Source organism: Eubacterium sp. AM05-23 (assembly GCF_003477535.1).
Lineage (GTDB): Bacteria > Bacillota > Clostridia > Eubacteriales > Eubacteriaceae > Eubacterium > Eubacterium maltosivorans.
Map to the genome: position 1 here is coordinate 113,996 of NZ_QUDF01000013.1, position 21,166 is coordinate 135,161.

General features: G+C 47.0%; 22 protein-coding genes. 20 read left to right on the forward strand and 2 right to left on the reverse strand.

Features of this window, described 5'->3' with window-relative positions; translation table 11 throughout:
* Positions 1–168: 168 nt before the first annotated feature.
* From DW091_RS16455 to DW091_RS16485, 7 genes are all read left to right on the forward strand, one after another.
* Positions 169–1,446, forward strand: a complete 1,278-nt coding sequence (locus DW091_RS16455) for a UDP-N-acetylglucosamine 1-carboxyvinyltransferase (RefSeq protein WP_058693097.1) — start codon at positions 169–171, stop codon at positions 1,444–1,446.
* 2 nt (positions 1,447–1,448) lie between these two features.
* Positions 1,449–2,324 carry a polysaccharide deacetylase family protein gene (locus DW091_RS16460; RefSeq protein WP_118518711.1) on the forward strand — a complete coding sequence of 292 codons (876 nt, stop codon included), beginning with the start codon at positions 1,449–1,451 and terminating at the stop codon, positions 2,322–2,324.
* A 182-nt stretch (positions 2,325–2,506) separates the two neighbouring features.
* The gene (locus DW091_RS16465; RefSeq protein WP_058693099.1) at positions 2,507–3,295 is read left to right on the forward strand and encodes an MBL fold metallo-hydrolase; all 789 of its coding nucleotides are present in this window, start codon (positions 2,507–2,509) and stop codon (positions 3,293–3,295) included.
* A 38-nt stretch (positions 3,296–3,333) separates the two neighbouring features.
* Positions 3,334–4,446 (forward strand): trypsin-like peptidase domain-containing protein, encoded by a 1,113-nt coding sequence (locus tag DW091_RS16470; RefSeq protein ID WP_058693100.1) that lies wholly within the window; start codon positions 3,334–3,336, stop codon positions 4,444–4,446.
* Between the two features lie 243 nt (positions 4,447–4,689).
* Positions 4,690–5,052 (forward strand): VOC family protein, encoded by a 363-nt coding sequence (locus tag DW091_RS16475; protein WP_118518712.1) that lies wholly within the window; start codon positions 4,690–4,692, stop codon positions 5,050–5,052.
* A 75-nt stretch (positions 5,053–5,127) separates the two neighbouring features.
* A complete protein-coding gene (locus tag DW091_RS16480; RefSeq protein ID WP_096918902.1) occupies positions 5,128–5,385 on the forward strand; it encodes a zinc ribbon domain-containing protein in 258 nt (85 codons plus the stop codon).
* A gap of 125 nt (positions 5,386–5,510) precedes the next feature.
* Positions 5,511–5,954, forward strand: coding sequence for a MarR family transcriptional regulator (locus tag DW091_RS16485; protein WP_058693102.1), 444 nt, complete (start codon positions 5,511–5,513; stop codon positions 5,952–5,954).
* A gap of 104 nt (positions 5,955–6,058) precedes the next feature.
* Here DW091_RS16485 and DW091_RS16490 read toward each other — a convergent pair whose 3' ends face one another.
* Positions 6,059–7,252: a coenzyme F420-0:L-glutamate ligase gene (locus DW091_RS16490; RefSeq protein ID WP_118518713.1), complete on the reverse strand. Its 1,194-nt coding sequence runs from the start codon at positions 7,250–7,252 to the stop codon at positions 6,059–6,061.
* A gap of 152 nt (positions 7,253–7,404) precedes the next feature.
* Entirely contained in the window at positions 7,405–8,283 is an 879-nt protein-coding gene (locus tag DW091_RS16495) for a GGDEF domain-containing protein (protein WP_058693104.1), read from the reverse strand.
* A 226-nt stretch (positions 8,284–8,509) separates the two neighbouring features.
* Here DW091_RS16495 and DW091_RS16500 point away from each other — a divergent pair, with 226 nt between their 5' ends.
* The 13 genes from DW091_RS16500 to DW091_RS16560 all read left to right on the forward strand — a co-directional run bounded on the left by DW091_RS16500 (position 8,510) and on the right by DW091_RS16560 (position 20,712).
* The gene (locus DW091_RS16500; RefSeq protein WP_118518714.1) at positions 8,510–9,040 is read left to right on the forward strand and encodes a hypothetical protein; all 531 of its coding nucleotides are present in this window, start codon (positions 8,510–8,512) and stop codon (positions 9,038–9,040) included.
* 144 nt (positions 9,041–9,184) lie between these two features.
* Positions 9,185–10,246 (forward strand): cobalamin-dependent protein, encoded by a 1,062-nt coding sequence (locus tag DW091_RS16505; protein WP_118518715.1) that lies wholly within the window; start codon positions 9,185–9,187, stop codon positions 10,244–10,246.
* 6 nt (positions 10,247–10,252) lie between these two features.
* A complete protein-coding gene (locus DW091_RS16510; protein WP_118518716.1) occupies positions 10,253–12,007 on the forward strand; it encodes a GGDEF domain-containing phosphodiesterase in 1,755 nt (584 codons plus the stop codon).
* Positions 12,008–12,312: 305 nt separating this feature from the next.
* Positions 12,313–13,263, forward strand: coding sequence for a sugar-binding transcriptional regulator (locus tag DW091_RS16515; protein ID WP_038353450.1), 951 nt, complete (start codon positions 12,313–12,315; stop codon positions 13,261–13,263).
* Positions 13,264–13,321: 58 nt separating this feature from the next.
* A complete protein-coding gene (locus DW091_RS16520; RefSeq protein WP_118518717.1) occupies positions 13,322–14,503 on the forward strand; it encodes a sn-glycerol-1-phosphate dehydrogenase in 1,182 nt (393 codons plus the stop codon).
* Between the two features lie 2 nt (positions 14,504–14,505).
* A complete protein-coding gene (locus tag DW091_RS16525; protein ID WP_118518718.1) occupies positions 14,506–15,300 on the forward strand; it encodes an HAD-IIA family hydrolase in 795 nt (264 codons plus the stop codon).
* A 155-nt stretch (positions 15,301–15,455) separates the two neighbouring features.
* The gene (locus DW091_RS16530) at positions 15,456–16,025 is read left to right on the forward strand and encodes a transcriptional regulator GutM (RefSeq protein WP_074618363.1); all 570 of its coding nucleotides are present in this window, start codon (positions 15,456–15,458) and stop codon (positions 16,023–16,025) included.
* 148 nt (positions 16,026–16,173) lie between these two features.
* Positions 16,174–16,746 (forward strand): PTS glucitol/sorbitol transporter subunit IIC, encoded by a 573-nt coding sequence (locus DW091_RS16535; RefSeq protein ID WP_058693111.1) that lies wholly within the window; start codon positions 16,174–16,176, stop codon positions 16,744–16,746.
* Positions 16,747–16,749: 3 nt separating this feature from the next.
* A complete protein-coding gene (locus DW091_RS16540) occupies positions 16,750–17,718 on the forward strand; it encodes a PTS glucitol/sorbitol transporter subunit IIB (RefSeq protein WP_058693112.1) in 969 nt (322 codons plus the stop codon).
* A gap of 24 nt (positions 17,719–17,742) precedes the next feature.
* Positions 17,743–18,102 (forward strand): PTS glucitol/sorbitol transporter subunit IIA, encoded by a 360-nt coding sequence (locus DW091_RS16545; RefSeq protein ID WP_013378528.1) that lies wholly within the window; start codon positions 17,743–17,745, stop codon positions 18,100–18,102.
* A gap of 18 nt (positions 18,103–18,120) precedes the next feature.
* Entirely contained in the window at positions 18,121–18,396 is a 276-nt protein-coding gene (locus tag DW091_RS16550; RefSeq protein WP_058693113.1) for an HPr family phosphocarrier protein, read from the forward strand.
* Positions 18,397–18,549: 153 nt separating this feature from the next.
* Positions 18,550–19,758, forward strand: coding sequence for a pyridoxal phosphate-dependent aminotransferase (locus DW091_RS16555; RefSeq protein WP_058693114.1), 1,209 nt, complete (start codon positions 18,550–18,552; stop codon positions 19,756–19,758).
* Between the two features lie 9 nt (positions 19,759–19,767).
* Positions 19,768–20,712, forward strand: a complete 945-nt coding sequence (locus DW091_RS16560) for an HD domain-containing protein (protein ID WP_058693115.1) — start codon at positions 19,768–19,770, stop codon at positions 20,710–20,712.
* Positions 20,713–21,166: the final 454 nt, after the last annotated feature.

Here is a 21,166-nt window from a genome sequence, read left to right on the forward strand (position 1 = left end):
AAGAGTGCTCTTATTATAGCACAAAACCCTGCAGTTTTTTATCCCAATTGTATACGAGTTGTAAATTCTTTCATTTGTTGGCTTAAAAACGGGCACTTTGGGTTGCAAATCGGTTTAGGTATGATATAATAACAAAGTTAAATGCGTGTGCGAAAGGAAGACTAATATATGGATACTTTTATCATTGAAGGAGGTCACCCGCTAAACGGTGAGGTGGCAATCTCCGGAGCAAAAAATGCAGTATTGGGTATTATCCCCGCAGCCATCCTTTGTTCCTGCTCAAGCAAAATCGATAATGTGCCCGACATTAAGGATGTCAACAAGATCGTTGCAATCCTGGAAAAAATGGGGGCAGAAATATATAGAGAAAATGATACTTTAATTATAAATACTGACAAGCCGATCAATTATGATTGTTCGGAATATGAAGAAGAAACAGGAAAGATGCGTGCGTCTTACTATCTGCTGGGAGCGCTGCTGGGCCGTTACCACAAGGCCATTGTTCCGTTGCCGGGAGGTTGTAATATTGGAGACCGTCCCATTGACCAGCATATCAAGGGTTTTGAAGCGCTCGGAGCAAAGGTGCTGATCGAGCATGGCCAGGTTAAAATGACTGCAGACCGTCTGATCGGCGCAGATATTTACCTGGATGTGGTCAGCGTTGGCGCGACCATCAACATCATGCTGGCGGCGACCCGCGCAGAAGGGATGACCATCATCGAAAATGCGGCAAAGGAACCGCATATTGTGGATGTGGCAAACTTTCTGAACCTGATGGGAGCAAATATTAAAGGTGCGGGAACAGATACCATTAAAATCAAAGGTGTGGATGAAATGCATGGCTGTGAATATTCCGTCGTGCCGGATCAAATCACAGCAGGAACCTATATGATGGCAGCTGCTGCAACCTGCGGCAATGTGCTCGTAAAAAATGTCATTCCGAAGCATATGGAAGCTGTCACCGCAAAAATGCGCGAAATGGGCGTCGAAATCATTGAAGAGGACAATGGTATCCGCGTTATTGGAAAAGAAAATATTAAAGGGTGTAAGGTGAAAACATTGCCTTATCCAGGCTTTCCGACCGATCTGCAGCAGCCCATGGCAGTGCTTATGAGTATTGCCAGCGGACAGAGCGTTATTACTGAGAGTATTTTTGAGAACCGTTTTAAATATGTCGATGAACTGCGTAAAATGGGCGCAGATATTTCAATTAACGGCCGTGTCGCCAATATTACCGGAGTCCCGACCTTGTCCGGGACCAAGATCAAGGCGACAGACCTGCGCGCCGGCGCTGCCATGGTCATCGCAGGGCTTATCGCAGAAGGTGAAACACGGATTACGGATATCCAGTATATCGACCGGGGTTATGAAAAATTAGAAAGTAATATCCGGAGTCTTGGAGGAATTATCCGCCGCGAGGCCATTGAAAAGAAAGTCGAAGACTAAGAATGAAGACACGAAAAAGACGCCGCATCCGGTTTAAACCGCGGTTTTACGTGTGGGTGGCGGCGCTTGCTGCCGTGCTCATGACGTCGGTCTTTTTCATAGCCACCCATCCTGCAAAGAAGCTTGAGAAGAATTCCCAGGCGGCGCTTCAGGCGGTGGAGACACTCCAGACCGCCTTGTCAAACGCGGCAGAAAAGGGCTCGAGCACTTTACAGACAGAAGAAAATAAAGAACTGGAGGCCGTTAAAGAGCGCATCCGAAATGGTGATACGGACGGCCTTAAGGTTGTTTTTATGACCTTTGACGACGGTCCCAGCGAGCACACCAATGAGGTGCTTGATATTCTGAAAAAATATCATATCAAGGCCACCTTTTTTACAAATGGCCGTGATAACGAAGTAGCCAGAGCTGCTTATAAAAGGATTGTGGATGAAGGCCATACCCTGGGAAATCACAGCTGGAGCCATAAATACGACCTTTATAAGAATCCGCCGGCTTTTTATGAGGACGTTGAGAAGCTGGATAAATTCCAGCTTGAGGTGACAGGAGAGGCCGAGATATCCCATATGTTCAGATTTCCTGGCGGTTCGCTCAATGCCAACGCGAAGTGCATACAGGGGATTCTTGACAGAGGCTATAACTATGTGGATTGGAATTCCTCAGCCGGTGACGGGGGCGGTAATCCCGCCAGTACCGACGCGGTTGTGAATAAAATTATGAGTGAGGTGCATCAGCACAATGTGAGCACTGTCCTCTGCCATGCAGAGCTGCGGGACACTACACGGGCCGCTTTACCCCAGCTTTTTGATGCGCTTAAAGCGGAAGGGTATACTTTTTTACCTATGGAATCGGATCTTTCATATCCCAGACAGGTATAAAAAGAGAAAAGTTGAAAAGTTCTCCCGGACCGCTAAAGTCCGGGGTTTTTTGCTGTTTTTAAAGGCAGTTACGTTAAGTAAAGATTAAGTAAGATTCGATAACATGTAAGCAGCGACGCTTCTGCCTTAAAGCGCAGAAGAAGTTCTATTACCGATCGAATTTTCGATAGTAGGAGATTCGCATGAAATTTTGTAGTTTATATAGTGGAAGTTCTGGAAACAGCCTTTTTGTTTCACACAGCAAAACAAAGCTTCTGATCGACGCAGGCCTCAGCGGAAAGCGGATTGAACAGGCACTCTGCTCCATTGACGAGCTGCCCGCTCAGCTTGGCGGTATTCTGGTAACACACGAGCACCGCGACCATATACATGGTGTCGGTGTGCTTTCAAGGCGTTACGACCTGCCGGTTTACGCCAACTTTGCCACCTGGGAAAGTATGCGGGACAGCCTTGGAAAGATTGCGGAGCACAACGTCCGGGTTTTTGAAACCGGACGAGCCTTTGTTATCGGAGATTTACAGATCGAAGCTTTTAACACCTCCCATGACGCAGTGGAATCTGTGGGCTTTACCATTGACAGCGGATGCAGCAGCGTGGGTATTGCCACCGATACGGGCGTTATCACGCCGAGGATTATGGAAGCCCTGAAAGGCAGAGACCTTGTAGTGCTGGAATCCAACCACGATCCGGCCATGCTGGAGGCAGGACGCTATCCCTTTCCGCTTAAGCAGCGTATTAAGGGAAATCATGGGCATCTCTCCAATGAAATATGCGGCGAGACAGTCTGTACCCTGGTGAAGGAAGGGCTTGACAAGATTGTTTTAGCCCATCTCAGTGAGGAAAACAACTATCCCCTTCTGGCATACCAGACCACTGCACGGATACTGGAGGCAGAAGGCATACAGCCTGGAGAAGATTTGTCACTGGTGGTTGCAGGCCGAAAAAACAGCAGTGAAATTTATGAACTGTAGCGGAACTTTCATCCAAAATCAAACGAGGTGAAAGAAAAATGTACGAAAATAACGAAAGACCAAAGAGAGGGTCCCATGTGCCGGCCGCCATCGCCGGCGGCGTGGTCGGCGGGATCATCGTGGCGATTATTCTCGTGGCTGTCCTGTACTTTACAGGTACCCTTGGCGGGGGAACCCGTACCGAGACCGTTGCGGGCCAGAAAGTGATCGTCAACGATGTGAATGTGGACTCCCAGGTAGAAGCCGTGGCGCAGGTCGTCCCGGAATCTGTAGCTGGAATTGAGACCACCATGACAGAAAATACCATGATGGGCACACAGGAAGCTGTTGGAGTAGGCTCAGGTTTTATTGTGACATCCGACGGTTATATTGTCACAAACCAGCATGTTATCAGCGATAACCCAAAGGAAATCAAGGTATCTTTGGCTGATGGCAATAACTATACGGCCCAGAAGATTTGGGCTGATTCCAGCCTGGATATGGCCATTATCAAAATTGACGCCAAGAATCTTCCTGCAGTTACGCTGGGAGACTCTGATAATTTAAAGGTCGGCGAGGTGGCCATTGCCATCGGAAATCCCTTAGGGCTTCAGTTTGAGCGAAGCGTCACCGCGGGGATTATCTCGGCCTTAAACCGAAGCCTGGTAGTCGACAGCAGTCTGGTGGCTGAAGACCTGATCCAGACCGACGCTACCATCAATAAGGGGAACAGCGGCGGCCCCCTTGTTAACGCCAGCGGCGAGGTTATCGGCATCAATACCTATAAAAACGCCCAGGGCGAGGGGATGGGCTTTGCCATTCCCATCAATGTGGTCAAACCCATACTCAATCAGGTTGTGACAAGCGGCAGCTTTACACCGACCGTCATTGGCATCAGCGGCTATGATAAACAGCAGGCCGCCTACTACAATGATGCTGAGCCCATCGACAAGGGCATCTATGTCGCCTCGGTGCAGGCGGGCGGCGGCGCGGCCAATGCTGGTATCCAGAAAGGCGATATCCTTCTGACCATTGACGGAAAAGACGTGAACACCATGCTGAAGATGAAGGAAATCCTCTACGGACACAAACCAGGAGATACCGTCAAAATTACCTATGAGCGCGGCGGGCAGACAAAAGAAACCGATGTGACCCTGCAAGCTGGAAACTGATCGAAAAATTTTATAAAATAACCATAAGGAGCTGCCGCTTAATGCGGCAGTTTTTTTAAATTGATAAAAATCCGCTAATTCCCATTTTGTTTATGATAGGCAAGATATTAAAATACAGGAGCCGTTGTATTTTCAGACAAAAAGGACTATAATGGAGAAAATTTACATGCAGGGCCAGTGCCAGGAGCTGGCCTTCAAAAATATTGGGGAAAGAGGCATCTGGCCTGGCGGATAACAGTAGTCATGAAATTTTCTTTTGTAACCATACATGTCAATCATTTGGAGGAATCGATCCGGTTTTATGAGGATATTCTTGGCCTTAAGGTTTTGCGCCGTTTTGAGGCCGGACCGGGAAGGGAAATCGCCTTTATGGGCGGCGAGGGAGCAGAGCTTGAGCTCATCGGAGATGCTCATGACAGCGAGGTGAACGCTAATGAAAAGATTTCTCTGGGCTTTGAGATCGCATCGGTAGAAGAATGTATAAAGACACTTCAGAAAAAAGGCGTGCCGGTTTTCAGCGGTCCTTTTCAGCCAAATCCAAAGACGCGTTTTTTCTTTATTCAGGATCCGGACGGCGTGATGCTTGAGTTTATCGAACAAAATTAATTTTCAAACCATGACAAAGGATGTCAGTATTTGTGTGGTATGATAGAGACAAATACAGAACATCAGGAGGAAAAAATGGAAAAATTTTGCCAGTCCTGCGGGATGCCAATGAGCGAGGAAGTGTGTGGAACCAATGCCGATGGCAGCAAAAACGGTGATTACTGCCAGTATTGTTATGAAAAGGGTGCTTTTACAGCGCCGGATATAAGCATGGAAGAAATGATTGGGATCTGTGTTGGGCCGATGGTGGAGAGCAACGCTGAAATGACAGAAGAACAGGCGCGGGGAATGATGAGAGCGTTTTTCCCAAGCCTTAAGCGCTGGAGAGCATAACCAGGAGGATGCCACATAATCTGGTGGCATTCTTTTTTATTTTTGCAGCGCCTCTTTTCGTTTGACAAATGGGAGATAACGCCATAAAATTAAAGTAATACCAAAAATATAAAGGAGGCGCCATTATGGAGCTGCCGACCCAGGATGAAATATTAAAATTGATCTCCATTATTCAAAGAAAGACTCAGATGTATTTAAATAAGCAGACCAGCGAGCTGGGACTGACCAGCGGGCAGGCGCCCTTTATCATGATTACCTGTGAGAATGGGAGAATACCGCAGAACCGTTTTGTTGAGCTGCTGGACATGAACAAAAGCACTGTGACCAAAATGGTGGCAAAGCTCGAGGAAAATGGTTATATGACCCGGGAGGCAAACGCCTGTGACAGCCGTTCCTTTGATGTTTATCCCACCGAAAAAGCCTATGAGGTGCTGCCGGAGCTGCAGCGCATCGGTACCGGATGGGTCGATGAGATCACGGCAGACATGACAGAAATTGAAAAAGCTGTTTTTTTCGATCTTCTGAGAAAGAGCGCGGAGCGGGCAGGAAAATACTTTGACAACCATTAAAAAAGCCAACGTCGTGCTGGCTTTCAGGATGTCGACAAAGGGTCGGGAATCGTATCGCTTTAAATGAAAAAGCAGTGTCCGAAATGCTCAGACACTGCTTTTTTCTAATCCGCGTAATTATCGAAATATCCCTGGATTAATACAATGGGGGTCCCCTTGTCGCCACTTCCGGTGGTTAAGTCGCACAGACTGCCGAGCAGGTCGGTCAGACGGCGCGGCGTAGTGCCCTGGGTTTCCATTTTTCCAACGAGAGATTCCTTGGGCTTATTGGCAATGTAGTCAGAAATCGCTGATTTGAGGGCGTCGCCGGATAAATCAGCAAAGTTGTTGTCAGCCAGATATTTTAGTTTGACTTCGTTGGGGGTTCCATTTAAACCGTCGGTGTAAGCCGGGCTGACAACTGGATCGGCCAATTCCCAGATTTTGCCGACCGGATCCTTGAAGGCGCCGTCGCCAAAAACCATGACCTCAATGCTTTTGCCAGTTGCCTGGTGCAGTCTTGCCTGTACCTCGTGGACGAAATGCTCACAATCCTTCGGAAAGAGCTTGACTTTTTCCTCAGTCGCTTTGTTTGAGCCCAGGAGACCGTAATCGGTATTGTAGCCGCTGCCGTCTACCGGTTCGGTCAGCAGGTCGTCCAGACCCAGAACGGTTTGAGCGCCAGCGGCCTTTAACAGACGTTTGGAGCGTTCGCGGGTATGGATATCACAGGTGAGTACATGCTTTTCGTAGGGCAGGATACTGCGGCAGTCATTGGCAAAGACAAAACGGACTTCGGCGTTTTCCTCTTCGCAGAGTGTCTTATAGTAAGAGACGTAATCGACACCGGTAAAGGTGTGCGGATTACTTCCGAACAATTCGCGGTAGCGGGCTTCATCCAGCACGTCTGTCCAGGGGTTTACACCCTTTTCATCAAGCTGATCAAGGTCCACCAGATGATTGCCCACCTCGTCGGAGGGATAGCTCATCATAATGGTCAGCTTTTTAGCGCCCCTGGCGATTCCGCGCAGACAGATGGCAAAACGGTTGCGGCTCATGATTGGAAAAATTACGCCGAACTCGCCGTCTGGAAATTTAGCCTTTACATCCTTGGCGATGGCGTCCACACTGGCGTAATTGCCCTGTGCCCGGGCGACTACCGCTTCAGTAATGCCCACAACATCACGGTCGTTTAAATCAAAGCCCTCGCTTTGAGATGCCTCTAATACAGAATCGACCACGATGCCTGCAAGATCGTCGCCCTCCCGAATGATCGGTGCCCGTACGCCTCTGGATACGGTGCCGGTTGCTCTTGTCATATTGTACCTCCCGCGGCAGTGCCGCTTTTTTTCAGAATAAATTAAAATGAAAGCTGGGTCATTTCCCCGATGCTCGTGCGCTTTCAAAAAGAATTATATTATAAAACTTCCGGCGTGTAAAACAATTATTGTGACCAGTTTAAAAAAGCGGCTTATCGGCCGCTTTTGTTTCGTCTCTTTTCTTCATACATCCGCCTGTCTACCTGATCAAAAAAGTCGGCGGCATCCATTTCACCGGGATGGTATTCCTTAATCCCCATGCTCGCATTGATCGAAAAATGAGTATCACCTTTATAAAAAAGGTGTTCTCTGATGTCTCGGGATAGAGCGGAGAGAATGGGCTCGGCCTGTTCCAGGGAAAGGTCTGGGAAAATCAGGATAAATTCATCACCGCCGATACGGGCCGCCCAGCCGCCGCCGTTGGCGGCAGCGTCTGTCAGCAGAGAAGCCATCTCACGCAGAACAACGTCGCCGGTTTGGTGTCCATAGGTATCATTGATGAGTTTAAAATCGTCAATGTCCATCATGGCGGCGGTAAAGGACTGCTTATCGTTGACACAGCGTGAAACCTCACGCTCTGCATAACTTTTATTGTAGAGGCCAGTATAGAGATCACGGACGGAAAGATTATTGAGCTCTGCGATAACATCGGTGATGATCGTGTTGTCACAGTGGCGGTCATCATTGATCATCAGGCTGGCAGTAACATCCTTGGCCAGCTCCAGAACGCAGCGGCGTCCATCAATGGTATGCGGTGTGGAGAGAATCAGAAAGACCTTGTTTTCCAGATACTCCAGCTTGATGACAGGCTCCTTGAGACTGAGCGCGCGAATGGAGGAACAGTTATGACAGGGCGTGCCGCGCTGCCAGATTGCATAACAGGGAATGTCCTCGGCCTCCAGACGGGCGTTTTTACAATTATAGACACAGTAGTCCGCAGGTGTGACAAAGCGGTACAGGTCAAAAAAAGATGCGGCGGACTGGTCGATCAGACTGTGCAGTGCGGCATCAGAGTCTTTTATTTCAAACATGATCTTTTCACCTCGTGACCGTCCATAGTGGACGGACTGTTTTTCTGAGATTATAGTATCAGTGCGGAGCATGATTGTCAATTAAAATCATTTTGGAAATCAAAAGTTTCAGTTCGGCTTGTTTTACCGAAACCGGTATGTTTTTACCGAAATGGTCGCGGCCGCTGGCGCTTTTCGTGATAGGATAAATAAAAAAGCTTATTATTCAGATTTAGGAGGAAAAGAAATGGAACCAAAGGGAAAAGCTCTTTTAAAAGGTGCAGGAATTATTTTTTTAATATGGGGTATCTTTATCACGATTTTTGGAGTCGTGTTGTTTTCAACAGCGACGATGCTGCAGCAGCTGGGAGACAGCCATGAAATCCAGCAGATTGCCACAGAGGGTGGTCTCACAATGGAGGGGCTGGTGCATACGGTCAATATGATGTCTGTATCGCTGATCGCCAACGGCGCCTGTATCGTGATCCTGGGGATTTTAGGAATTATTTTCTGCAAAAGCATCGGGAAAGCACGCTTTTTAAGATTTTTAAGTATTCTGGTTATTGTGTTCAGCGCGGTAAACCTTGGAATGAGCATTCTCTATGGCTTGACCGCAATGATTCCACATATGGTCAGCATTGTTCTGGGCATTGTCTACTTTATCGGCGCAGACCGGAATGTTAAGACCGCCAATTTAGCGCTGGAGGATATTGACGCTGAGGATGCCGGCATACTGGCGGAGGAGGTACAAAAGAAGGAAACGGAAGAAGACGTGTAAGTGCCTGACGGGCAAATAAAATAACGTTGGCTGCATTTTATGCCCGACGTTATTTTATTGCGGTTGAACCTGTTAAAAAGGAGCAGATCGTGGTAAAATAAAAGAATAGATATTGAAGGAAGCGTTTCGAAAGAGGGATGTAAAATGAGCTTGTTACCGATTGATCAAAATCCAGAATTTCGAGGTCTGGCAAATGAGATTTTAAACCGTCAGTTTGAGCTGGATCCAAAGCTTGGCAGAGAGCTGGGCGAGATGGACAAAAAGAAAATGTATCAGGACGTCGTGTACAATTTGGATATGCTATACACTGCTTTGGCGCTTGAGGATGGAAAGATTTTTGAGAATTATGCCCGGTGGCTTTACCAGCTGCTCTGTCCATTGTTGTCCTCTTATACAAAGGAGCGGGTCAGAGATCAGCTTTTGGACAGCTATGCTCTGATGGAGGAATGCATGGAGCGGGCTGTCGCGCCTGAGAGCTTGCCTGGGATGAAGGAAATGCTTGACCGCGCGTCGCGCGCGACGGTTGAAGAATGTGAAAAGAGCGGAAAAGCAGAGGAAAAGCCGCCGAGAAAATACGAGGCGGAAATTCAGGAGTACCTGGATTGTGTTTTAAAGGCTGACACCAAAAACGCAATGTTTTTAATCCCGGAATATGTAAAGAACGGTATTCCTCTGCCAGACGTCTATGTAGACATTGCAGGCGAGTGTATGCGTGAGGTGGGTGAGCTGTGGCACAGCCATACAATACAGGTGAATGAGGAGCATTACTGCACCTCAACCACACAGATGGCGCTCTCCCAGCTGTACCCGGTCATTTTCAGCCAGAAGCGCAGGTCAAAAAAGATTCTTGTGGCCTGTGTCGGCAGTGAGCTGCACGAGCTGGCAGCGCGCATGGTGGCAGATCTCTTTGAATACAATGGGTGGGACAGCGTTTATCTTGGAGCGGCGGTGCCGGCGGAAGCTGTCCAGGCCGCAGTAGAAGCGCATCAGCCAGATTTGGTAGCCCTCTCAGTAACCATGCCCCAGCATCTGTTAATCTGTAAGGAAACCGTAGAACGGCTGCGGAACATGTATCCGGCTATCAAGATCGCCGTGGGCGGAAAAGCTTTTGAATGGACAAATGAAATATGGAAGAACTGGAGAGTCGATGCATACACTCAGGATGCCAAAACTTTTGTGGCATGGGCAGTGGATACACTGAAATAAAAAGATATGATTGGATATTTTGCGCTGTGCGGCGCACAGGGAAACGTCAATAAAGTCATCCGAAGCGTACCGATGTGTTTTGTGAATGAAGGGGAGAATATACGGCAGCTTTTTTCAGAGGATGAAAATATGGATGCGCTGCTGAATCCGGCGGACGGCCAGGTGACGTCCGCAAGGCTGAGAATCCGAGAAGAAGATCGGAGCGTCTGGGCAGCGGCAAAGAAAAGGGGCACACAGCTGCTTTTCATAATGTGGGATATTGAGGATATCTCCGAGGTGTCTGAGCTGATGAGGCTGTATATTTCCATGACCGATGATCTGGAGCTGGTGCAGCAGGAGCCCTATGAAGCCAGTTATTATGAGATACAGAAGGTTAATAATCAGCTGATTAATTATCAAAGGGCATTGACGAAGGCCAACGAACGGTTGAAAATGCTGCTTAAGGAAGTGCGTGAAGCCAAAAGCACCATTGAGGTTCTGGAGCGCGACCCATTGACCAATCTGTATACCCAGAACGCATTTTTTGACCGGGCGGCGGCAATGTTGGAGGAAAATCCTGAAACGGATTTTGATATTATTGCTGTGGATATTGAGCGCTTTAAGATGGTCAATGACGCATTTGGCAATGCAGCAGGCGACAAGCTACTGACAGAAATGGCCATTTGTCTGCTGAGCATACGCGAAGACGGAAAAACACTGTTTGCCAGAGCTGGGGCGGATAAGTTTTACGCGCTAATACCCCACGGCACATCAGCTTATGAGATGCTGGACCGGCACATTGGATTTTTAGAGGAAAACTATCCGCTGCCCATGCGTCTTCAGATTAAGCTGGGTATCTACCGCATAGAGGACCGGAGTCTCAGTATTCCGAGGATGTGTGATCGTGCGGTGCTGGCAGCAGACAGCATCAAAGGTTTTTTTGACAAACGGTTTGCCTGCTATGATGATTCGATCCGTAAAAAGATGATCATGGAGCAGAACATTATCGATACCATGAGAGAAGCGCTGGAGCGGGAGGATTTCCAGGTCTACCTTCAGCCAAAGGTAGAGATCGGTAATGGACGGCTGATGGGGGCAGAGGCTCTGGTGCGCTGGCAGCATCCGCAGCTCGGCATGGTTTCGCCGGGAGACTTTATCCCGGTGTTTGAGAAAAATGGATTTATTTATGCCCTGGATCAGTTTGTATGGCGGAAAGCCTGTGAGATAATGGGCCGGTGGAAGAGGGAAAAGGGAGCGTTTATCCCTGTATCGGTCAATGTATCCAGGGCGGATATCTACCATGTTGATCTGCCAGGAGTTTTGATGAAAATGGTTGAAGAAAACGGCCTGGAGCCAGGGAACCTGCATCTGGAGATCACGGAGTCGGCTTATGTGTCCGATTCACGGCAGCTGCTCCCGGTTATTGAACGACTCAAGGAGCTTGGTTTTATCATTGAAATGGATGACTTCGGCAATGGGTACTCTTCGCTCAATACGCTTTCCGAGCTTCCCATTGATGTACTGAAAATTGATCTGGAATTTTTGAGAATGCGGAAAAATGTCATGCGCAGAAAACAGATTATGCGTTTTGTTATCAATCTGGCCAACGAACTCAGGCTCCAGGTTATCGCGGAAGGTGCAGAAACAGAGGAGCAGATTGAGCTGCTGCGTGAAATGGGCTGTGAATACGCCCAGGGCTATTACTATGGAAGACCCATGCCCCAGGATGATTTCCAGGACTACCTGTCAAAACAGACGATCAGCGAAGCCAAAGTGTTATGAATAAAATAATGGCATAAAATGGACAGGAAAAAAGCCGTCCGCTCAGACATCATATCAGAGCGGGCGGCTTTTTATGATTTGATTGAATTTCTTTTATTTTTACAAAATAAAAAATGTAAATATTTTCAGAAAGAAATATCCGTAAATTTTGCAGAAAAATAGAAAAAATACAAAAATTTTGTTAAGATAGTGGGGTTTCCAGGTTGACATTCATTATAGAAGTTATATAATGACATTAAACAATGATTGACAATATTTCAGATATAAACAAAAGTAAAAATCACAAAGGTTTGGAGGGATAAAAGATGAAAAAGGTCATTGATGACGAGCGGCTGATGGTTAAAATCTGCGATATGTATTACAATCAGGATTTAAACCAGAAAGTCATTTCAGCTCAGCTTGGCTTGTCCAGGCCAACGGTTTCCCGGATCATCAGCAATGGTAAGGAGCGGGGAATTGTAAAAATCATCATCGACAACCTGGAAGGCACCGACTATGTGGAGCTGGAACGGGAAATCGAAAACCTGTATGGCCTGCGTGAGGTCATTGTCGTTGACACCAAGAAAGACATTGAAGACCAGAAAAACGAAATTGGCCGGGCAGCCGCCCAATACCTGGAACGCGTGGTCAAGGACGGTAACGTCGTCGGTGTATCCATGGGAACAACTCTGGGGTATATCGCCCGACATGTTGTGGGAAATGCGACCAAAAATATCACTTTTGTACCGCTGATCGGCGGCATGGGTCATCTTCGGATGGAGCTGCACTCCAACTATATTGTAGAGGATCTGGCAAAGGTGTTTGGCGGGGAATTTATGCTTATGCACGCTCCGGCAAGAGTTTCCGGCAAACAGATTAAAGAAGAGCTTCTGAAAGAGGACGGCATCAGCAAAATTATCCGGATGGGTGATAAGCTGGATGTGGCGCTGGTGGGAATTGGGGTTCCAAACAGCACGTCTGCCATTATGGCTACCGGCTATTATGACCGGGTAGAAATGAACAAAATGCGTGAAAAACATGTGGCAGGCGACATCTGCATGCAGTTTTATGACATTAACGGCAGCACAACCCCTTTCAAGATTGATAATAACGTGGTCGGTATTGAAATTAAAAAGCTGCGCCGCGTACCGCATTCCATCGGTGTAGCCTGTGGCATTGAAAAGGTCGACGCCATCAAGGGTGCCATCAACGGCAAGTATATCAATACCTTAGTCACCGATGTTGAAAGCGCAAGAAAGCTGATTGAAGAAGAATAGCCGTAATTTACGGTCATTAATACTTTTAGATTTTTTAAATTAAAAGGAGAACCTAACAATGAATGAAATCCTGAACCTGGCCATCAACGAAATGGCAAACACTGAATTTGACTGCTCCTGCGGGAGACATCACAATTTCTCAATTCATGACATCGCCATCGGAAAAGGCGCGATCAAGGAACTGCCGCGTGTGGCGGAACCCTTTAAAGAAGGAAAAATCCTCATCGTTTACGATGATAACACCTATAAAGCAGCCGGTAAGGAAGCAAAACAGCTGTTAGACAACGCGGGCTTCAATGTCAAGGAATTACTGTTTGACCGTGGTGGAGAATTATTGATTCCAGACGAAAGTGTTGTCGGACGTATTCTTGAAGAACAGGAATTGGACGTCAGCCTGATGGTAGCCGTAGGTTCAGGCTCACTTAATGACTCTGTTAAATATGTATCCTCCCGTACAAAGGTGCCTTATATCATTGTCTGCACCGCCCCCTCCATGGACGGCTATGTAGCTGATGGCGCGCCGCTGATCTGCAACGGTTATAAATATTCTTATCCGGCATGCCTTGCTTATGGCGTTGTCGGCGATACCGATATTATGAAAGAAGCGCCAATGGAATTAATCCACGCAGGCTTTGGCGATGTCGTCGGAAAAATCACCGCCCTGGCTGACTGGGATTTATCCGTTAAGGTCAATGACGAATACCGCTGCGAAACCTGCGTAGAGCTTGTACAGCGCGCATTAGATAAATGCTTTGGCCAGGCAGAAGCGTTAAAAGAACGCAATGACGAAGCGACTTTATACTTAATCGAAGCCTTAACCCTGACTGGTGTGGCCATGGGACTTGTCAATATCTCCCGCCCGGCTTCCGGCGCAGAACATATGCTGTCTCACTACTGGGAGATGGATTATATCGCAAGAGGGCTGACACCAATCCATCACGGCACACAGGTTGGTGTTGCGACACCAGTTATCGCCATGTTCTTTGAAGAAATGGCAGACCTGCTGCCAGAGGGAACCGGAGCACTGTGTCCGCCGCATGAAGAAATTGAAGAACTTCTTCGCAAAGCAGGCTGCCCGGTGACACCGAAGGATATTGGCATTGACAGAGATTTATTCCACAGAAGCCTGATCGAAGGCTACAAGGTACGTCCGCGGTATTCTGTTATGGAATTTGCAAAAGCTCACGGCCGTCTGGAAGAAATTGCAGACAAAATTACAAATACAATTTACGGAGAATAAGCATGCGATTTGAAAAAGACCAGGCATTAAATGATGTCAAACTGTTCGTACTGGATATGGATGGCACCGTCTATTTAGGCAACAACCTGATCGAAGGGGCTCTGGATTTCATCCATAAGGTTAAAGAAACTGGAAGAAGTTTTATCTTTTTTACCAATAACGCGTCCCGTGTGCCGTCTTTTTATAAAGACAAGCTGGCTAAAATGGGTTTGGAGGTAGAGGAAAGCGATGTTGTCACCGCTGGTGACGTCACTGCGGAATTCTTAAAAACCTATTATCCCGGCAAGCGTGTTTACCTAAACGGTACGCCGCTTTTGGAAAACAGCTTTAAGGAAAAAGGGATTAATCTGGTTGATGACGAGCCCGATGTGGCGGTTCAGAGCTTTGATACCACCCTTACCTATGAAAAACTGGATAAGATCTGCCGTTTTGTTCGTAACGGCGTACCTTTTGTAGCCACCCATATGGACACCAACTGCCCGACAGAGGATGGTTTTATGCCGGACTGCGGCGCAATGTGCGATTTAATCACCTCGTCCACTGGCGTGAAACCGCGTTTCCTGGGCAAGCCCTTTAAGGAAACGGTGGATATGGTGCTGGAAATTACCGGCTTCAAACGCGACGAAGTTGCCTTCGTCGGTGACCGAATCTATACGGATGTGGCAACTGGCGTTAAAAATGGCGCAAAGGGCTTCCTGGTACTTACTGGTGAAGCGGATATGCAGACTGTCGCAGAATCCGAGGTAGAACCAGACTGCATTTATGATTCTTTATATGAAATGAGCCAGTATTTGTAAAATCAGACAGGCTTGATTTAGAGAATAAAGGATAGTTGAAAGGCGACTGTCAGCCTTCAACTATCCGCTAAAAAGGTTGCTAATTCTATTTTATGCTGGTATAATAACGCTTTTCAGTGTAAAATAGTGGATAAAGAAAAATGGAGAGTGTCCAGATGAACGATGGCTTAAAGTATTTTATTTTTCTGGCTTTTGCCATGATGGTTCTGCAAAGCTTTTTATCCTATCTTCAATATAAAAGCTACCAGAAAGCTGTGAGCGCCCTTCAGGGAAAGGGCTGGATCCTGGGCATTGGCATGCGCAAGGGGGGCTTCCATATAAAGGGCGGCGCCATTGTTGTGCTGGCCTGGAACCGGGGAACTAACCAGGTCATGGCCTGTAAAAGACTACAGGGAATTGCCATGTGGAAGCGCTTTGAAGATGTGGACGACTATAACGGCATGACACTCAATGAAGTGCGCAAAATCGGGATCGAGGAAGATCTTGCCATCAACCCCCGGTTGCGCGAAAAAGAACCTTACAGTCCGCTTTTAGTTGATAAGCGCCGTAAAAAAGGCGCTCTCATACAGGCTATAGAAGCCATAGACAGGCGTCTCGCAAAAGAGATGGAAAAAGAGGAACAGAAAAAGGTCGTGCAGGATGACGGATTAGAACGGCAGGAGTTACAGGCACGGCTGCGCGCAAGACAGCGTGAAATCAGAAAAGAACAGTCCGACAAAGGCTGAGGGGCCTTTCAGGGCTGTGTGAGGGGGCGGTTTATCTTCAGGTGAAGAACAAGTACAGAGAACGTGTAAACGTTGGCCGTAACGCATACGGCAGGCTTAATGGTTTTATTTATATGAGTATTTATTAATTTTTAGAAGGAGTGATTTTATGGAAGCTTTACAAACTTTCGGACAAGGCTTTATGGGTCTGTTCCAGAACGGCGCGAACTACTTTATCCAACTTTATGTCTTGCAGTTACTGCCATGGGTTATTATCATGATAACCTTTATGCACATTCTGTTTAAACTAATCGGACTGGAACGAATCGAAAAGCTTGTCCAGTTGTGCAACAAATTTTTCTTAACCCGCTGGATTCTGTCACCGGTAATCGCCATGGTATTCTCAGGTAACCCGATGACTTATCCCTATGCCCGTTTCTTACCAGAAAACCAGAAGGTAGCCTTCTTTGACCCTGGTATTTCTTTCTGCCACCCGGTTACCGGCTTATTCCCACACGCCAACCCAGGCGAACTTTTCGTATGGCTGGGGATTGCCAGCGGTGTCTACGTACAGGGCTTACAGTTCGGTATCGGCATCGAATCTCTTGGTGGCTTAGCAGTGGAATACTTCCTGCTTGGGATGGTGATGGTACTGCTTCGCAGCATCTTTACCCAGGTAATCTACAACGCTAAGTACAAAGCAAAATACGGCCATGCACAGGGCTCAGAAACGGAGGCATAAACCATGTACAATGCAGTAAGAATTGAAAAAGGACATGGCGGATGGGGCGGACCGCTCGTTATCCAGCCAACTGAAAAGAAAAATAAAATTGTCTCCATTACTGGCGGCGGCATCGACCCGTTAACCCGCAAGATCGCAAAGCTCACCGGCGCAGAAGCCATTGACGGCTTCTCAAACGGCGTGCCAGACGATGAAATGGCCTGCGTTATCATTAACTGCGGCGGTACCTTGAGATGCGGCGTATACCCCAAAAAAGGCGTTATGACCGTTAACATCACCCCGGTTGGCCAGTCCGGCCCCCTGGCGGAATTCATTAAAGAAGATATTTACGTTTCCGGCGTTGTCGAAAGCGGCATCACACCGGCAGATGGTTCAGAAGTGCCGGTTGAAGAGGACACGGCTGAAGAAGAAGTGGTTGAAGAAGCCACTCCGGCAGCAGACGCTCCAAAAGAAAACTGGGTAGCACGCGGCGGTAAAGCCCTCGCTGGCTTTGCAACCAAATGTGTGCAGGGCGGTAAAGAAGCCATTGATATTACCATCAAAGACATCCTTCCGTTCATGGCCTTTTATTCACTGCTCATCGGCCTCATCGAATTTTCCGGTTTAGGCGCTCTGATGGGACAATATGTTTATCCGTATTTAGGAACCCTTCCGGGTCTTTTGATACTGGTAATTATTTGCGCACTTCCTATGATTTCTCCGCTGGTAGGTTCCGGCGCATTAATCGGCCAGGTATTATCCGTTTTGGTCGGTTATGGAATCATGATCGGCGCATTCCCAGTTGTTTTAGCACTTCCGGCCCTCTTTGCCGTCGATGCTCAGGTAGGCTGTGACTTTATCCCCGTTGGTTTATCCATGGGAGACGCCGCAAGCGATACAGTAGACATCGGGGTACCATCTGTGTTATTATCTAGATTGTTCACAGGACCGATCATGGTGCTTATCGCATATTTTGTAGCAACAATGCTCTAGAATAGATTTTAAGGAGGAAGAATCATGGGATATAAATCAACCGTAACCGAAATTGGACCAATGGTGCAGGACTTTATCGGTGAAAAAATGATTATCGTCTTTAACGATAACGCACCTGCAGCCCTCAGAGAAATGGCTGTTCTCCATTCAATCGAAGAAATGGAAAAGGATATTGCCGTGAACGATATCATCGCCATTGGCGGACAAGAATTCGTGGTAACAGCTGTCGGCAGCGAAGCTAACGAAACATTCAGAACAATGGGGCACTGTACTTTCTGCTTCAACGGAGGGGATACGGCGAAGATCCCAGGACATATCGAACTCCTTGGCGAAGGTATGCCGGAAATCACTGTAGGCTGTACCATCGAAATCATTCACACCTAAGAAAACGGAGAGGTAAATATGTATTCAAAAGAAACGGTTATTATCAACAAAACAGGTCTTCACGCAAGACCAGCGTCTGACTTTACCAAAAAAGCCAGCGGCTTTAAATCAGCCATCAATGTAAAAAATCTGGATGAGGATAAAGAAGGAAACGCAAAATCCATCATCGCAGTTATGGCAATGTGCCTGTCAAAAGGAACACGCGTTGCCGTAAGCGCAGAAGGAGAAGACGAACAGCAGGCGGTCGATACACTGATCGAGCTGATCGATTCTGGCTTCGGCGAAGAAGAGTAATCCAAGAAAGAGGAGTGCGCGAAAGGGACGGTAAACCCCGACGTGGCACTCCTTTTTTATGGTGTCAAAATTCTGGTGACGCTTGTTTTTTTTTCGTCTTAAGCTTATAATGAATACATTAATGTAAAGAATTCAAAAAGGAGTTAATATAAAATGCAAATATCCAAACGCGTAATGGGGATGGGGGAACCTGCCCTTTTAAAATATTATCCCCTGGTGGATAAAGCCGAGGCTGAAGGGAAAAAGGTTTTTTATCTGAATATCGGACAGCCCGATATTTGTACCCCGCCCAGCTTCATGAAAAAAGTCAACGAAATGAAGGAAAACGTTCTGGCCTACGCAGCTCCCGAAGGCGAGAACGCGCTGCGGGAAGAAGCCTGCAAATATTACCAGAAATACGGCTTAACTTATCATAAAGGGGATATGCTCATCACTAACGGGGGCAGCGAAGCCCTGCTTTTTACCTTTCTGACCACCTGTAATCCCGGCGACCAGATCCTGACCCCAGAACCGCTCTACAGCATTTATAAGGAGATGGCCTCAGCCACCAGCATTGACTTAAGAGGGATCAAAACCTATGCCGAAGAAGGCTTTGCCCTGCCGGACAGAGAAACCATCGAGGCCGCCATTACACCATCGACCAAAGCCATTCTGATCACCAATCCCGGCAATCCAACCGGCAAAGTGTTCAGCAGAGAAGAAATCGAACGCGTGCGGGATATCGCTCTTGCCCATGACCTTTACGTTATTGCTGATGAAGTTTACCGCGAATTTATTTATGACGGGTTAGAATATGTAAGCCCCGGCCATTATCCAGAGCTGGACCAGAACTGTATCATTATCGACAGCATTTCAAAGCGATACAGTGCCTGCGGCGCGCGCATTGGTTTTATCCTGTCAAAAAATCACGCGTTCATGAACCAGATAAAAAAACTCTGCCAGATGCGTCTAGCTGTTTCCAGCGTCGACCAGCTTGGCGCCGCTGAGCTTTTTAAGCTGGACACCAGCTTTTTTGACGATGTGCTCAAAGAGTACACGCACCGGCGTGATATCGTCTATGACTGCCTGAAAACCATCGATGGTGTGGTCTGTAAAAAGCCGACAGGAGCATTTTATTATGTTGCCAAGCTTCCGACAAAGGATGCCTGCGACTTTATTGAATGGATGATCACAGATTTTGATTACGAGGGAAAAACCGTGCTGTTGTCTCCAGCCAACGATTTTTATATTCATCCCGAGGATGGTGCGGATGAGGTGCGTATTGCCTATGTTTTAAAGGATACGGATATGGCTGCTGCCGTGGAAACCCTGAAACAGGGACTCAATACCTATAAAGAAAAATTCCCGGAACGCTGCAAATAGGAGAAAAAAATGGAAATAAAAAATTTACAAAAGGGTCAGCCGTTTTTAGGCTACCTCTTTATCAAATCCCAGGTAACCAAAACCGCTGCCAACGGCAGCCGCTATTTTAATATGAAGCTCACAGACACCAATTTTGACGAAATTGACGGAAAAATGTGGGATGTCAAAGAAGCCGATGAGGAAGAATTCATCACCGGTAAGCTTGTGAAAATCAAGGGTGCTGTTCAGGAATACAACGGCCATCTCCAGCTTATTGCCAACCGCATGCGGCTGGCTAACGAGGGCGATGATGTCAACATCGATGATTTTGTGGAGTGTGCCCCCAAAAACACCAATGATATGATTAAAGAAATCAACACAACCATTGACGCCTTTACAAATGAAGACATTAAGAAGCTGACCAAAGCGATCTTTGAAGATAAGACCAGTATATTGTCTTACTTTCCGGCGGCCAAGTCCAATCATCATGCCTTAAAGGGCGGGCTGCTTTATCACACCTATTCCATGCTGCAAATTGGAAAAAGTCTGACACCACTCTACCCGTTTCTTAACGCAGATTTACTGTATTCAGGTATTATTCTGCACGATATCGGCAAGATTACCGAGATGGAATCCGATGAAAACGGCTCTGTCAGCGATTATACCGAAGAAGGCAAGCTGTTAGGACATATCGTTACAGAAATCGTGGAAATCGACCAATACGGACAAAAACTTGGCATCAGCGAGGAAGTCCTACTGCTTTTAAAGCATATGATTCTTTCGCATCATTATGAAGCCGAATACGGAAGCCCTAAAAAACCGATGTTTCCAGAAGCCGAGCTGCTTCACCATATCGACATCATTGACGCCCGCATGAATACCATGGAAAAAATTCAGAACAGTATAGAGCCAGGCGCCTTCTCTGAAAAGATCTGGGGATTGGACGGTATCCAGCTTTACCGGAGCAAATTATAAGCTCTATATAATGTAGAAAAAAGCAGACGCCATCGAGCGTCTGCTTTTTAAAATGTCCAAGTTAAAATAAAAACAAAAAAGATAAAAATAAATGTTAAAAGCGCTTGACAAAGGGTAAAGAACGGGGTATACTAATTAAGCTGTCTCGGAGAGCACAGCACCGCAGGGCTTTCAGTCCAGCACTTGAGAAAATTTAAAAAATAAATTTTAAAAAGTGCTTGACAGAATAAGAACGACGCGGTATAATAAAAAAGTTCGCTTGAGAAAGTCGAACATAAACTTAAATTTTTCTGAAGAGAATCAGCGGAGTGCAAGGCGCACGTTTGAACGCGTGAGGGAGCATACCGATGTATATGACCGAACAAGAGAAAACGGGCAACGCAGCAATCGGATGATTGTCGAAAGAAAAAAAGGGTCATAGAAAAGAGAATAGTACCATAAAACCTGAAATTCC